Source organism: Microbacterium sp. GXF7504 (genome assembly GCF_054798235.1).
In genome coordinates this window covers 191,990-203,951 of the sequence record NZ_JBSJZI010000005.1, presented here as the reverse complement: position 1 = coordinate 203,951, position 11,962 = coordinate 191,990, and the positions used below count along the sequence as shown (strand labels likewise).

18 protein-coding genes are annotated in these 11,962 nt (G+C 66.6%); all 18 read left to right on the top strand.

Translation table 11 applies throughout. From position 1 onward, the window contains the following. The first annotated feature begins 33 nt into the window (after positions 1-33). On the top strand, positions 34-504 hold the full coding sequence (gene rpsG / locus ACWAUO_RS13475) for a 30S ribosomal protein S7 (protein ID WP_460776119.1): 471 nt from the start codon (positions 34-36) through the stop codon (positions 502-504). A 93-nt stretch (positions 505-597) separates the two neighbouring features. Further along, on the top strand, positions 598-2,709 hold the full coding sequence (fusA, locus tag ACWAUO_RS13470; protein ID WP_460776117.1) for an elongation factor G: 2,112 nt from the start codon (positions 598-600) through the stop codon (positions 2,707-2,709). 166 nt (positions 2,710-2,875) lie between these two features. Then, complete coding sequence (tuf, locus tag ACWAUO_RS13465) at positions 2,876-4,069, top strand: elongation factor Tu (protein WP_460776116.1); 1,194 nt, start codon at positions 2,876-2,878, stop codon at positions 4,067-4,069. A gap of 239 nt (positions 4,070-4,308) precedes the next feature. Beyond that, on the top strand, positions 4,309-4,833 hold the full coding sequence (locus tag ACWAUO_RS13460) for a hypothetical protein (RefSeq protein WP_460776114.1): 525 nt from the start codon (positions 4,309-4,311) through the stop codon (positions 4,831-4,833). A gap of 423 nt (positions 4,834-5,256) precedes the next feature. Continuing rightward, positions 5,257-5,565 (top strand): 30S ribosomal protein S10, encoded by a 309-nt coding sequence (gene rpsJ / locus ACWAUO_RS13455; RefSeq protein ID WP_378841551.1) that lies wholly within the window; start codon positions 5,257-5,259, stop codon positions 5,563-5,565. A gap of 8 nt (positions 5,566-5,573) precedes the next feature. Further along, the gene (gene rplC / locus ACWAUO_RS13450) at positions 5,574-6,233 is read left to right on the top strand and encodes a 50S ribosomal protein L3 (protein ID WP_460776113.1); all 660 of its coding nucleotides are present in this window, start codon (positions 5,574-5,576) and stop codon (positions 6,231-6,233) included. A 2-nt stretch (positions 6,234-6,235) separates the two neighbouring features. Continuing rightward, complete coding sequence (gene rplD, locus ACWAUO_RS13445; protein ID WP_460776112.1) at positions 6,236-6,895, top strand: 50S ribosomal protein L4; 660 nt, start codon at positions 6,236-6,238, stop codon at positions 6,893-6,895. Next, positions 6,892-7,191: a 50S ribosomal protein L23 gene (gene rplW, locus ACWAUO_RS13440; RefSeq protein WP_286288001.1), complete on the top strand. Its 300-nt coding sequence runs from the start codon at positions 6,892-6,894 to the stop codon at positions 7,189-7,191. Before rplD ends, rplW begins: the two co-directional genes overlap by 4 nt. A gap of 23 nt (positions 7,192-7,214) precedes the next feature. Next, complete coding sequence (rplB, locus tag ACWAUO_RS13435; protein WP_460776110.1) at positions 7,215-8,054, top strand: 50S ribosomal protein L2; 840 nt, start codon at positions 7,215-7,217, stop codon at positions 8,052-8,054. Positions 8,055-8,067: 13 nt separating this feature from the next. Further along, positions 8,068-8,349: a 30S ribosomal protein S19 gene (gene rpsS / locus ACWAUO_RS13430; RefSeq protein ID WP_029145862.1), complete on the top strand. Its 282-nt coding sequence runs from the start codon at positions 8,068-8,070 to the stop codon at positions 8,347-8,349. 38 nt (positions 8,350-8,387) lie between these two features. Further along, a complete protein-coding gene (gene rplV, locus ACWAUO_RS13425) occupies positions 8,388-8,786 on the top strand; it encodes a 50S ribosomal protein L22 (protein ID WP_460776109.1) in 399 nt (132 codons plus the stop codon). Further along, positions 8,786-9,532 (top strand): 30S ribosomal protein S3, encoded by a 747-nt coding sequence (gene rpsC, locus ACWAUO_RS13420; protein ID WP_460776107.1) that lies wholly within the window; start codon positions 8,786-8,788, stop codon positions 9,530-9,532. The genes rplV and rpsC overlap by 1 nt, the downstream gene beginning before the upstream one ends. After that, the gene (gene rplP, locus ACWAUO_RS13415) at positions 9,532-9,951 is read left to right on the top strand and encodes a 50S ribosomal protein L16 (RefSeq protein ID WP_067194535.1); all 420 of its coding nucleotides are present in this window, start codon (positions 9,532-9,534) and stop codon (positions 9,949-9,951) included. Before rpsC ends, rplP begins: the two co-directional genes overlap by 1 nt. Then, positions 9,951-10,265, top strand: coding sequence for a 50S ribosomal protein L29 (gene rpmC, locus ACWAUO_RS13410; protein WP_460776106.1), 315 nt, complete (start codon positions 9,951-9,953; stop codon positions 10,263-10,265). The genes rplP and rpmC overlap by 1 nt, the downstream gene beginning before the upstream one ends. Continuing rightward, the gene (rpsQ, locus tag ACWAUO_RS13405) at positions 10,265-10,561 is read left to right on the top strand and encodes a 30S ribosomal protein S17 (protein WP_460776104.1); all 297 of its coding nucleotides are present in this window, start codon (positions 10,265-10,267) and stop codon (positions 10,559-10,561) included. Before rpmC ends, rpsQ begins: the two co-directional genes overlap by 1 nt. A 35-nt stretch (positions 10,562-10,596) precedes the next feature. Beyond that, a complete protein-coding gene (gene rplN / locus ACWAUO_RS13400; protein ID WP_460776103.1) occupies positions 10,597-10,965 on the top strand; it encodes a 50S ribosomal protein L14 in 369 nt (122 codons plus the stop codon). A gap of 4 nt (positions 10,966-10,969) precedes the next feature. Continuing rightward, positions 10,970-11,329, top strand: a complete 360-nt coding sequence (rplX, locus tag ACWAUO_RS13395) for a 50S ribosomal protein L24 (protein ID WP_460776102.1) — start codon at positions 10,970-10,972, stop codon at positions 11,327-11,329. A gap of 2 nt (positions 11,330-11,331) precedes the next feature. Beyond that, complete coding sequence (rplE, locus tag ACWAUO_RS13390; RefSeq protein WP_460776100.1) at positions 11,332-11,919, top strand: 50S ribosomal protein L5; 588 nt, start codon at positions 11,332-11,334, stop codon at positions 11,917-11,919. Positions 11,920-11,962 lie beyond the last annotated feature (43 nt).

Sequence of the window (11,962 nt, the reverse complement as noted above, 5' to 3'; positions counted from 1 at the left end):
CAGCCGCTACGGTGCGAAGAAGGGTTGAGTTAGATGCCTCGTAAGGGTCCCGCCCCGAAGCGCCCCGTCGTCAACGACCCGGTCTACGGCGCACCGATCGTCACCTCGCTGGTCAACAAGATCCTCGTCGACGGCAAGAAGTCGCTCGCCGAGTCGATCGTCTACGGCGCCCTGAAGGGCGTCGAGGCCAAGACCGGCCAGGACGCCGTCGCGACGCTCAAGAAGGCGCTCGACAACGTCCGCCCCACCCTCGAGGTCAAGAGCCGCCGCGTCGGTGGCTCGACCTACCAGGTGCCGGTCGAGGTCAAGCCGCACCGCGCGAACACGCTCGCGCTGCGCTGGCTCGTCTCGTACGCGAAGGGTCGTCGTGAGAAGACGATGACCGAGCGTCTCCAGAACGAGATCCTGGACGCCTCGAACGGTCTGGGTGCCGCGGTCAAGCGCCGCGAGGACACCCACAAGATGGCCGAGTCGAACCGCGCCTTCGCCCACTACCGCTGGTAATCAGCGGATCGTGGCCGGTCCCCGGCCGCCCGGCACCGCCGGACCGGGGACCGGCCCCTCAGCTACCACCTCACAACAGGTAAGGAACAGCCCGTGGCACAAGAAGTGCTCACCGACCTCAACAAGGTCCGCAACATCGGCATCATGGCGCACATCGATGCCGGCAAGACGACGACGACCGAGCGCATCCTCTTCTACACGGGCGTCAACCACAAGATCGGCGAGACGCACGACGGTGCGGCGACGACCGACTGGATGGAGCAGGAGCAGGAGCGCGGCATCACCATCACCTCCGCCGCGGTGACCTGCTTCTGGAACAAGCACCAGATCAACATCATCGACACCCCCGGTCACGTGGACTTCACGGTCGAGGTGGAGCGCTCGCTGCGCGTCCTCGACGGTGCCGTCGCCGTCTTCGACGGCAAGGAGGGCGTCGAGCCCCAGTCCGAGACCGTGTGGCGTCAGGCCGACAAGTACGACGTCCCCCGCATCTGCTTCGTCAACAAGATGGACAAGCTCGGCGCGGACTTCTACTTCACCGTCGACACGATCATCAAGCGCCTCGGTGCGAAGCCGCTCGTGCTCCAGCTGCCGATCGGTGCCGAGAGCGACTTCGTGGGCGTCATCGACCTGGTCGAGATGCGCGCGCTGGTGTGGCCCGGCGACGCCAAGGGTGATGTCACCATGGGCGCCAAGTACGAGATCCAGGAGATCCCGGCCGACCTCGCCGACAAGGCCGCCGAGTACCGCGAGAAGCTGCTCGAGACCGTCGCCGAGTCCGACGAGGCGCTGCTGGAGAAGTACTTCGGCGGCGAGGAGCTCACGCTCGCCGAGATCAAGGGCGCCATCCGCAAGCTCACCGTCGCCGGCGAGCTGTACCCGGTGCTCTGCGGCTCCGCGTTCAAGAACCGCGGTGTCCAGCCCATGCTCGACGCGGTCGTCGACTACCTCCCCTCGCCCCTGGACGTGCCCGCCATCGAGGCGCACGACCCCAAGGACGAAGAGGTCGTCATCGAGCGTCGTCCCGACGCCTCCGACCCGTTCGCGGCGCTCGCGTTCAAGGTCGCGGTGCACCCGTTCTTCGGTCGCCTCACCTACGTCCGCGTCTACTCCGGTCAGCTCGCTTCCGGCGCCCAGGTCATCAACTCGACCAAGGGCAAGAAGGAGCGCATCGGGAAGATCTTCCAGATGCACGCGAACAAGGAGAACCCGGTCGACGAGCTGCGCGCCGGCAACATCTACGCGGTCATCGGCCTGAAGGACACCACCACCGGTGACACCCTCGCCGACCCGAGCGCGCCGGTCGTGCTCGAGTCGATGACGTTCCCGGAGCCGGTCATCGAGGTCGCGATCGAGCCCAAGACCAAGGCCGACCAGGAGAAGCTGGGTGTCGCCATCCAGAAGCTCGCCGAGGAGGACCCCACCTTCCGCACCGAGCTCAACCCCGAGACCGGTCAGACGGTCATCAAGGGCATGGGCGAGCTGCACCTCGACATCCTCGTGGACCGCATGAAGCGCGAGTTCAAGGTCGAGGCCAACGTCGGCAAGCCGCAGGTGGCGTACCGCGAGACGATCAAGCGCGCCGTCGAGCGTCACGACTACACCCACAAGAAGCAGACCGGTGGTTCGGGTCAGTTCGCGAAGATCCAGTTCGCGCTCGAGCCGCTCGAGGTCACGGCCGACAAGACGTACGAGTTCGAGAACAAGGTCACCGGTGGCCGCATCCCGCGCGAGTACATCGAGCCGACCAACCAGGGCTTCCAGGACGCGATGAACGTCGGTGTCCTGGCCGGCTACCCCATGGTCGGTGTCAAGGCGATCCTCATCGACGGCGCGAGCCACGACGTCGACTCCTCGGAGATGGCGTTCAAGATCGCGGGCTCGATGGGCTTCAAGGAGGCCGTCCGCAAGGCGAACCCGGTCCTGCTCGAGCCGCTCATGGCGGTCGAGGTCCGTACTCCCGAGGAGTACATGGGCGACGTCATCGGCGACCTGAACTCGCGCCGTGGCCAGATCCAGTCGATGGAGGACGCGGCCGGCGTCAAGGTCGTCCGTGCCAACGTCCCGCTGTCCGAGATGTTCGGCTACATCGGCGACCTGCGGTCGAAGACCTCCGGCCGTGCCGTCTACTCCATGGAGTTCGACAGCTACGCCGAGGTCCCCAAGGCCGTCGCCGACGAGATCATCCAGAAGAAGGGCGAGTAACCTCCTCGGAGGCCTCTCCCGGCGGATGCGGCGCCCGTCGCCGCATCCGCCTCCGGATCACAACTTCACACGCAACTCTCTCTACTAGACTGAGAACCATCCCCGTAGAGGACCGGTCGCAACCCAGTGCCCGGAGCTTCTACATGAACGTCCTGAGGAGGACCCAGTGGCCAAGGCCAAGTTCGAGCGGACCAAGCCGCACGTCAACATCGGAACGATCGGTCACGTCGACCACGGCAAGACCACGCTCACCGCTGCCATCTCGAAGGTGCTCGCCGACAAGTACCCGTCGGCCACCAACGTGCAGCGTGACTTCGCGTCGATCGACTCCGCTCCGGAAGAGCGTCAGCGCGGTATCACCATCAACATCTCGCACGTCGAGTACGAGACCCCGAAGCGTCACTACGCGCACGTCGACGCCCCGGGTCACGCTGACTACATCAAGAACATGATCACCGGTGCCGCCCAGATGGACGGCGCGATCCTCGTGGTCGCCGCGACCGACGGCCCGATGGCCCAGACCCGCGAGCACGTGCTGCTCGCCAAGCAGGTCGGCGTCCCCTACCTGCTGGTCGCGCTGAACAAGTCCGACATGGTCGACGACGAGGAGATCCTGGAGCTCGTCGAGCTCGAGGTCCGCGAGCTCCTCTCGTCGCAGGACTTCGACGGCGACAACGCCCCCGTCGTCCGCGTCTCGGGCCTCAAGGCGCTCGAGGGCGACGAGCAGTGGGTGCAGTCGATCCTCGACCTCATGGAGGCCGTCGACTCGTCCATCCCCGACCCGGTGCGTGACAAGGACAAGCCCTTCCTCATGCCGATCGAGGACGTCTTCACGATCACCGGTCGTGGCACCGTCGTCACCGGTCGCGCCGAGCGTGGCACCCTGGCCATCAACTCCGAGGTCGAGATCGTGGGTCTGCGCCCGACGCAGAAGACGATCGTCACCGGTATCGAGATGTTCCACAAGCAGCTCGACGAGGCCTGGGCCGGCGAGAACTGCGGTCTGCTCCTGCGCGGCACCAAGCGTGACGACGTCGAGCGCGGCCAGGTCGTCGTGAAGCCGGGTTCGGTCACCCCTCACACCAACTTCGAGGGCACCGCGTACATCCTCTCCAAGGACGAGGGTGGCCGTCACAACCCCTTCTACACGAACTACCGTCCGCAGTTCTACTTCCGCACCACGGACGTCACCGGCGTCATCACGCTGCCCGAGGGCACCGAGATGGTCATGCCCGGTGACACCACGGACATGACGGTCGAGCTCATCCAGCCGATCGCCATGGAAGAGGGCCTCGGCTTCGCGATCCGTGAGGGTGGCCGCACCGTCGGCGCCGGCACGGTGACCAAGATCCTGAAGTAATCCACTCGGATCTCCACGGTGAGGGATCGGGCTTCGGCCCGGTCCCTCGCTGCGTTTCCGATGGATGCGTCGCGTTACGCGCAGGTAAAGATCCGTCATGCACTAGATCGCGATCTTGTGGATCTGCTGATAGTGCGGCTAGGGTGCTTTGTGGGGGCAGGCGCTGAGGTTGAGTCGTCTTGACTCCCGTTGCATCCACGAACATCTGCACTCCCCCCAGAGACACCTACGGAGAGAACATGAAGAGCCTTCGCATCAAGCTGGCCGCGATCGCCGTCGCGATCGTCGCCCTCGTCGCGGCGCCCGCCGCGGCCAACGCCGCCTACACCCCCTCGCCGCAGGGCGGGACCACCACGTTCACCGCCGCTCCCGGCGGCAGCGTCAGCGTTCCCTACACCGGCTTCCAGCCGGGCGAGACGGTCCGCTTCTCGCTCACCGGTGAGAACGCCAACGGCGCGACCCTCGCCCTGGTCAAGACCGCGGTCGAGACCAAGACCTTCGACAAGGCCGCTTCGGCCTCCGGTGCCGTCACCGTCACGGTCACGCTGCCGTCGAACGCCACCGGCGCGTACACGCTGTCCGCCCAGGGCCTGACCTCCGGCACGTCGGCTGCGGCCGTCACCATCAACGCCGGCCAGGTCCCGGCCGCGACCGGTGTCGACTCCGCCTCCCTCATGGGCGTCTGGATCGGCGGCGGCGTGCTGCTGCTCGGTGGTCTGGCCGTCACGGTGTTCGCCGTGCGTCGCCAGCGCCAGGACGTCTGAGTCCACAGCGACTGACGGAAGCCCCCGGGGGAGACCCCGGGGGCTTCTTCGTGTCCGCCGGCCGGCGGGTCGCGACACGCGGAGCGACACGCCCGGGTTTGCGACACGCCCGGGCGCCACGTAGACTAGTCAGGTTCCACATTCCGCGTGCGCTCCGGCGCGCGCAGGATCACTGCCAGGGCAGTGCACAGAGCGATCACGACTCTGGGCCGCGGGCAGCAGAACACCACCCCAACACTCCACACGTCGGAAGACCGGCGGTCAGCCGCGTGCGGAGAGACGGGGCCGAGGCCACTCGGTCTCGGACTGACATGAGAACAGCGGTGCAGCATCCCGCGAAAGCGGAGGAGTGCCCCGGCGCGTGAGCGTCGCCGTGCGTCCAATGCCCAAGAGGTATGACGCGAGAAAGAGAGTGAGCAGACAATGGCGGGACAGAAGATCCGCATTCGCCTGAAGTCGTACGACCACGCAGGTCTCGACTCGTCGGCACGCAAGATCGTCGACACCGTGACCCGTGCCGGCGCGACGGTCGTGGGCCCCGTGCCCCTTCCGACCGAGAAGAACGTCGTCGCCGTCATCCGGTCGCCGCACAAGTACAAGGACAGCCGCGAGCACTTCGAGATGCGCACCCACAAGCGCTTGATCGACATCATCGACCCGACGCCCAAGGCCGTCGACTCGCTGATGCGTCTCGACCTCCCGGCCGACGTCAACATCGAGATCAAGCTCTGAGGTTCGACATGGCTGACATCACCACCAAGACTTCCAAGGGTCTGCTGGGCACCAAGCTCGGCATGACGCAGGTCTGGACCGAGGGCGGCAAGATCGTCCCCGTCACGGTCATCCAGATCACCCCGAACGTCGTGACCCAGGTCCGCACGCCCGAGAAGGACGGCTACTCGGCCGTCCAGATCGCCGCCGGGCAGATCGACCCCCGCAAGGTCACCAAGCCCCTCGAGGGCCACTTCCAGGCCGCCGGTGTGACGCCCCGTCGTCACGTCACCGAGGTCCGCACCGCTGACGCCGCTGACTACTCACTCGGTCAGGAGCTCACGGTCGACGGTCTCTTCGAGGCCGGCCAGCTGGTCGACGTCGTCGGCACCAGCAAGGGCAAGGGCTTCGCGGGTGTCATGAAGCGCCACAACTTCAAGGGCGTCTCGGCGTCCCACGGTGCGCACCGCAACCACCGCAAGCCGGGCTCCATCGGTGCCTCGTCGACGCCCAGCCGCGTCTTCAAGGGCATGCGCATGGCCGGTCGCATGGGTGGCGAGCGCGTCACCGTCCTCAACCTCACGGTGCACGCCGTCGACGCCGAGAAGGGTCTGCTGCTCGTCAAGGGCGCCGTCCCCGGTGCTCGTGGCCGCATCGTCTACGTCCGCAACGCAGTGAAGGGTGCCTGATCATGGCTGACTCGACTCTCGCGCTCGACGTCCGCAAGGCAGACGGCAAGAAGGCCGGCTCCGTGGAGCTGCCCGCCGCCCTGTTCGACGTCAAGACGAACATCCCGCTCATCCACCAGGTCGTCGTCGCGCAGCTCGCGGCGGCTCGCCAGGGCACCCACTCGACCAAGCGTCGCGGTGAGGTCTCCGGTGCCGGCCGCAAGCCCTTCAAGCAGAAGGGCACGGGTAACGCCCGTCAGGGCTCGATCCGCGCGCCGCACATGACCGGTGGTGGCATCGTCCACGGGCCGAAGCCGCGCAACTACTCGCAGCGCACGCCCAAGAAGATGGTCGCCGCGGCCCTGCTCGGCGCCCTGAGCGACCGCACCCGCGGCCAGCGCCTGCACATCGTCGAGGGCTTCGGCATCGAGGGTGCGCCCTCGACCAAGGCCGCCGCGGCCGTGCTGTCGACGCTGAACGCGACCAAGAACGTCCTCGTCGTCATCGAGCGAGGCGACGAGCTCAGCATCAAGAGCGTCCGCAACCTCGCGTACGTGCACGTGCTGACCTTCGACCAGCTGAACGCCTACGACGTGCTCGTCTCCGACGACATCGTCTTCACCAAGGCCGCCTACGACGCCTTCGTCGCGGCGAAGTCGGCCACCGAGGAGGTCTCGGCATGACCGCCGTCAACAAGGACCCGCGCGACATCATCCTGAAGCCGGTCGTCTCTGAGAAGAGCTACGGGCTCATCGACGAGGGCAAGTACACGTTCCTCGTGGACCCGCGCTCGAACAAGACCGAGATCAAGCTCGCGATCGAGAAGATCTTCGGCGTCAAGGTCGCGTCGGTCAACACGATCAACCGCGTCGGCAAGGCCCGTCGCACCCGCTTCGGCATCGGCAAGCGCAAGGACACCAAGCGCGCGATCGTCACCCTGAAGTCGGGCACCATCGACATCTTCACGGCAGTCGGCTGACGGCCAGGGGAGAGGACACACACATGGCTATTCGCAAGTACAAGCCGACGACCCCGGGTCGCCGCGGCTCGTCGGTCGCCGACTTCGCCGAGATCACCCGCTCGACGCCGGAGAAGTCGCTCCTTCGTCCGCTGTCGAAGACCGGTGGCCGCAACAACCAGGGCCGCATCACGACGCGTCACATCGGTGGTGGCCACAAGCGCCAGTACCGCGTGATCGACTTCCGTCGCAACGACAAGGACGGCATCAACGCCAAGGTCGCCCACATCGAGTACGACCCCAACCGCACCGCGCGCATCGCGCTGCTGCACTACGCCGACGGCGAGAAGCGCTACATCATCGCGCCGAACAAGCTGTCGCAGGGTGACGTCGTCGAGTCGGGTCCGAACGCGGACATCAAGCCCGGCAACAACCTGCCGCTGCGCAACATCCCCACCGGTACCGTGGTGCACGCCATCGAGCTGCGCCCCGGCGGCGGTGCCAAGATGGCCCGTTCGGCCGGCGCCTCCGTGCGTCTGGTCGCGAAGGACGGCCCCTACGCGCAGCTGCGTCTGCCCTCGGGCGAGATCCGCAACGTCGACGCCCGCTGCCGCGCCACCATCGGCGAGGTCGGCAACGCCGAGCAGTCGAACATCAACTGGGGCAAGGCCGGCCGCAACCGCTGGAAGGGCATCCGCCCGACCGTCCGCGGTGTGGCCATGAACCCGGTCGACCACCCGCACGGTGGTGGTGAGGGCAAGACCTCCGGTGGTCGCCACCCGGTGTCGCCGTGGGGTAAGGCCGAGGGCCGCACCCGTCACGCGAACAAGGAAAGCGACAAGCTGATCGTCCGCCGTCGCACCGCCGGCAAGAAGCGCAAGTAGGTAGGAACAGAAGATGCCACGCAGTCTTAAGAAGGGCCCCTTCGTCGACGAGCACCTGCTTCGCAAGGTCGTGTCGCAGAACGAGGCGGGCACCAAGAACGTCATCAAGACCTGGTCGCGTCGCTCGATGATCGTGCCGGCCATGCTCGGCCACACGATCGCCGTGCACGACGGTCGCAAGCACATCCCCGTGTTCGTGAGCGAGTCCATGGTCGGACACAAGCTGGGCGAGTTCGCGCCCACCCGCACCTTCCGCGGCCACGAGAAGGACGACAAGAAGGGCCGCCGCCGCTGACGCGGTGGCGCTCCAGAGAGGACAGAGGAGGAGTAGGCATGGTCGAATCCATCGCACGCGTGAAGCACATCCGCGTGACCCCTCAGAAGGCCCGTCGCGTCGTCGCGCTCATCAAGGGGAAGCAGGCCGAGGAGGCCCTCGCCATCCTGAAGTTCGCGCAGCAGTCCGCGAGCGAGCCGATCTACAAGCTGGTCGCTTCCGCGATCGCCAACGCCCGCGTCAAGGCGGACCAGCAGAACGAGTACCTGGACGAGGCCGACCTGTACGTGAAGAACGCGTACGTCGACGAGGGCACCACCCTCAAGCGGTTCCAGCCCCGTGCCCAGGGTCGCGCGTTCCAGATCAAGAAGCGCACGAGCCACATCACGGTCGTGCTGAGCACGCCGGAGGTCGACGAGACCGCGGCCGGCGCCCAGAGCAAGAAGGCGAGCAAGTAATGGGACAGAAGGTCAACCCGTACGGCTTCCGCCTCGGCATCACCACGGACCACGTGTCCCGCTGGTTCTCCGACTCCACCAAGCCGGGCCAGCGCTACGCCGACTACGTGGCCGAGGACATCAAGATCCGCAAGCTCCTGCAGTCGAAGCTCGACCGTGCAGGCGTGAGCAACATCGAGATCGAGCGCACGCGTGACCGCGTCCGCGTCGACATCCACACCGCGCGTCCGGGCATCGTCATCGGCCGTCGTGGTGCGGAGGCCGAGCGCATCCGCGCCGACCTCGAGAAGCTCACCGGCAAGCAGATCCAGCTGAACATCCTCGAGGTCAAGAACCCCGAGGCCGACGCCCAGCTCGTCGCTCAGGGTGTCGCCGAGCAGCTCTCCGCCCGCGTGGCCTTCCGCCGCGCGATGCGCAAGGGCCTGCAGGGCGCGCTCCGTGCCGGCGCGAAGGGTGTCCGCATCCAGGTCTCCGGCCGTCTCGGCGGCGCCGAGATGAGCCGTTCGGAGTTCTACCGCGAGGGTCGTGTGCCGCTGCACACGCTGCGCGCGAACATCGACTACGGCTTCTACGAGGCCAAGACCACCTTCGGCCGCATCGGCGTGAAGGTCTGGATCTACAAGGGCGACCTGACCAACAAGGAGCTCGCCCGCGAGCAGGCCAACGCGCCGAAGTCCCGCGACCGCGGTGACCGTCGTCGTGGCCCGCGCAACGAGGCCCCCGTCGCAGAAGGAGCGTCCGCCTGATGCTTATCCCCCGCAAGGTCAAGTACCGCAAGCAGCACCACCCCAAGCGCGACGGCCAGGCCACCGGCGGCACGAAGGTCACCTTCGGCGAGTTCGGTATCCAGGCCCTCACGCCCGCGTACGTGACGAACCGTCAGATCGAGTCCGCTCGTATCGCGATGACCCGTCACATCAAGCGTGGCGGCAAGGTGTGGATCAACATCTACCCCGACCGTCCGCTCACCAAGAAGCCCGCCGAGACCCGCATGGGTTCCGGTAAGGGCTCCCCCGAGTGGTGGGTCGCGAACGTCAAGCCGGGTCGCGTCCTCTTCGAGGTCGCCGGCGTCAACGAGCAGCTCGCTCGTGAGGCCCTGACCCGAGCCATCCACAAGCTGCCGCTGAAGGCACGCATCATCAAGCGCGAGGAGGGCGACGCGTAATGGCGATCGGCACCAAGCAGCTCGCCCCGAGCGAGCTCGACACGTTCGAAGACCAGCGCCTTGTCGAGGAGCTGCGCAAGGCCAAGGAAGAGCTGTTCAACCTGCGCTTCCAGTCGGCCACCGGCCAGCTCGAGAGCCATGGCCGTATCCGTGCGGTCAAGCGCGACATCGCGCGCCTGTACACCGTGATCCGCGAGCGCGAGCTCGGCATCCGTGCCACGCCTGCGCCCGTCGAGGCTCCGGCGAAGGCCAAGAAGAGCAAGGCGAAGAAGACCGAGGACACCTCGGCCGCCGCCGAAGGAGAGGCTGAGTGATGGCCACCGAGAAGAAGGACGAGGCCGTGAAGGCCGACGCGCCCGCCCGCGGCTACCGCAAGGCCCGCCGCGGCTACGTCGTCAGCGACAAGATGGACAAGACCATCGTCGTCGAGGTCGAGGACCGCGTGAAGCACCCGCTGTACGGCAAGGTCATCCGCCGCACCTCCAAGGTGAAGGCGCACGACGAGACGAACTCGGCCGGCATCGGCGACCTGGTCGTCATCAACGAGACCCGTCCGCTGAGCGCCACCAAGCGCTGGCGCCTGGTCGAGATCCTCGAGAAGGCCAAGTAAGCCTCCGGGCCTGCTTGGAACCCAAGGAGTAACAAGTGATTCAGAACGAATCCCGCCTCAAGGTGGCCGACAACACCGGTGCCAAGGAGCTGCTCACGATCCGTGTGCTCGGCGGCTCGAACCGGCGCTACGCCGGCCTGGGCGACGTCATCGTCGCCACGGTCAAGGACGCCATCCCGGGCGGCAACGTCAAGAAGGGCGACGTCGTCAAGGCGGTCGTCGTCCGCACCCGCAAGGAGACCCGTCGTCCCGACGGGTCCTACATCAAGTTCGACGAGAACGCCGCCGTCATCCTGAAGAACGACGGGGAGCCCCGCGGCACCCGCATCTTCGGCCCGGTCGGTCGTGAGCTTCGCGACAAGAAGTTCATGAAGATCGTCTCGCTCGCCCCGGAGGTGATCTGACCCGATGGCCAAGATCAAGAAGGGTGACCTGGTCCAGGTCATCACTGGCAAGAAGCAGGACAACGGCGGCGACCGCGGCAAGCAGGGCAAGGTCCTCGAGGTCCTCGCCGAGCAGAACCGCGTCATCGTCGAGGGCGTGAACTACGTCACGAAGCACACCCGTGTGGGCCAGTCCCAGCGCGGCACCAAGACGGGCGGCATCGAGACTGTCGAGGCCCCCATCCACATCTCCAACGTCGCCCTGGTCGACCCCTCCACGAAGAAGCCGACCCGCGTCGGCCACCGCGTCGAGGAGCAGGTCAAGGACGGCGTGAAGCGCACGGTCCGCGTGCGCTACGCGAAGAAGAGCGGCAAGGACCTCTGAGCATGAGCAACGCAACTGCCGTGGAGGCTGGCAAGATCCAGCCCCGCCTCAAGCAGAAGTACCGGGACGAGATCCTGCAGAAGATGCAGGACGAGTTCGGCTACGAGAACGTGATGCAGATCCCCGGCCTGGTCAAGGTCGTGGTGAACACCGGTGTCGGCGAGGCGGCTCGTGACAGCAAGGTGATCGATGGTGCGGTCGACGACCTCACCAAGATCACCGGTCAGAAGCCGGTCGTCACCAAGGCCCGGAAGTCCATCGCGCAGTTCAAGCTGCGCGAGGGGCAGCCCATCGGCGCGCACGTCACCCTCCGCGGTGACCGCGCCTGGGAGTTCCTGGACCGTCTCATCAACCTGGCGCTGCCCCGCATCCGCGACTTCCGCGGGCTGAGCGACCGCCAGTTCGACGGCTCGGGCAACTACACGTTCGGTCTGCAGGAGCAGTCGGTCTTCCACGAGATCGACCAGGACAAGATCGATCGCGTGCGCGGCTTCGACATCACCGTCGTCACCTCCGCCAAGACGGACGACGAGGGCCGCGCACTCCTGCGCCACCTCGGCTTCCCGTTCAAGGCGAACGACGCGAAGTAATCCCCCCGTCGGCATCCGCCGGCATCCACCACAGGTCGGCCGT

Bases quoted from the DNA above. Each gene is read 5' to 3' on its own strand.
- rpmC (WP_460776106.1), top strand. From the start codon at position 9,951: ATGGCGATCGGCACCAAGCAGCTCGCCCCGAGCGAGCTCGACACGTTC.
- rpsC (WP_460776107.1), top strand. From the start codon at position 8,786: ATGGGACAGAAGGTCAACCCGTACGGCTTCCGCCTCGGCATCACCACG.
- rpsG (WP_460776119.1), top strand. From the start codon at position 34: ATGCCTCGTAAGGGTCCCGCCCCGAAGCGCCCCGTCGTCAACGACCCG.
- rplD (WP_460776112.1), top strand. From the start codon at position 6,236: ATGGCTGACTCGACTCTCGCGCTCGACGTCCGCAAGGCAGACGGCAAG.
- rplE (WP_460776100.1), top strand. From the start codon at position 11,332: ATGAGCAACGCAACTGCCGTGGAGGCTGGCAAGATCCAGCCCCGCCTC.
- rplX (WP_460776102.1), top strand. From the start codon at position 10,970: ATGGCCAAGATCAAGAAGGGTGACCTGGTCCAGGTCATCACTGGCAAG.
- rplB (WP_460776110.1), top strand. From the start codon at position 7,215: ATGGCTATTCGCAAGTACAAGCCGACGACCCCGGGTCGCCGCGGCTCG.
- rplV (WP_460776109.1), top strand. From the start codon at position 8,388: ATGGTCGAATCCATCGCACGCGTGAAGCACATCCGCGTGACCCCTCAG.
- rplW (WP_286288001.1), top strand. From the start codon at position 6,892: ATGACCGCCGTCAACAAGGACCCGCGCGACATCATCCTGAAGCCGGTC.
- rplC (WP_460776113.1), top strand. From the start codon at position 5,574: ATGGCTGACATCACCACCAAGACTTCCAAGGGTCTGCTGGGCACCAAG.
- rplP (WP_067194535.1), top strand. From the start codon at position 9,532: ATGCTTATCCCCCGCAAGGTCAAGTACCGCAAGCAGCACCACCCCAAG.
- rpsS (WP_029145862.1), top strand. From the start codon at position 8,068: ATGCCACGCAGTCTTAAGAAGGGCCCCTTCGTCGACGAGCACCTGCTT.
- rpsJ (WP_378841551.1), top strand. From the start codon at position 5,257: ATGGCGGGACAGAAGATCCGCATTCGCCTGAAGTCGTACGACCACGCA.
- rpsQ (WP_460776104.1), top strand. From the start codon at position 10,265: ATGGCCACCGAGAAGAAGGACGAGGCCGTGAAGGCCGACGCGCCCGCC.
- ACWAUO_RS13460 (WP_460776114.1), top strand. From the start codon at position 4,309: ATGAAGAGCCTTCGCATCAAGCTGGCCGCGATCGCCGTCGCGATCGTC.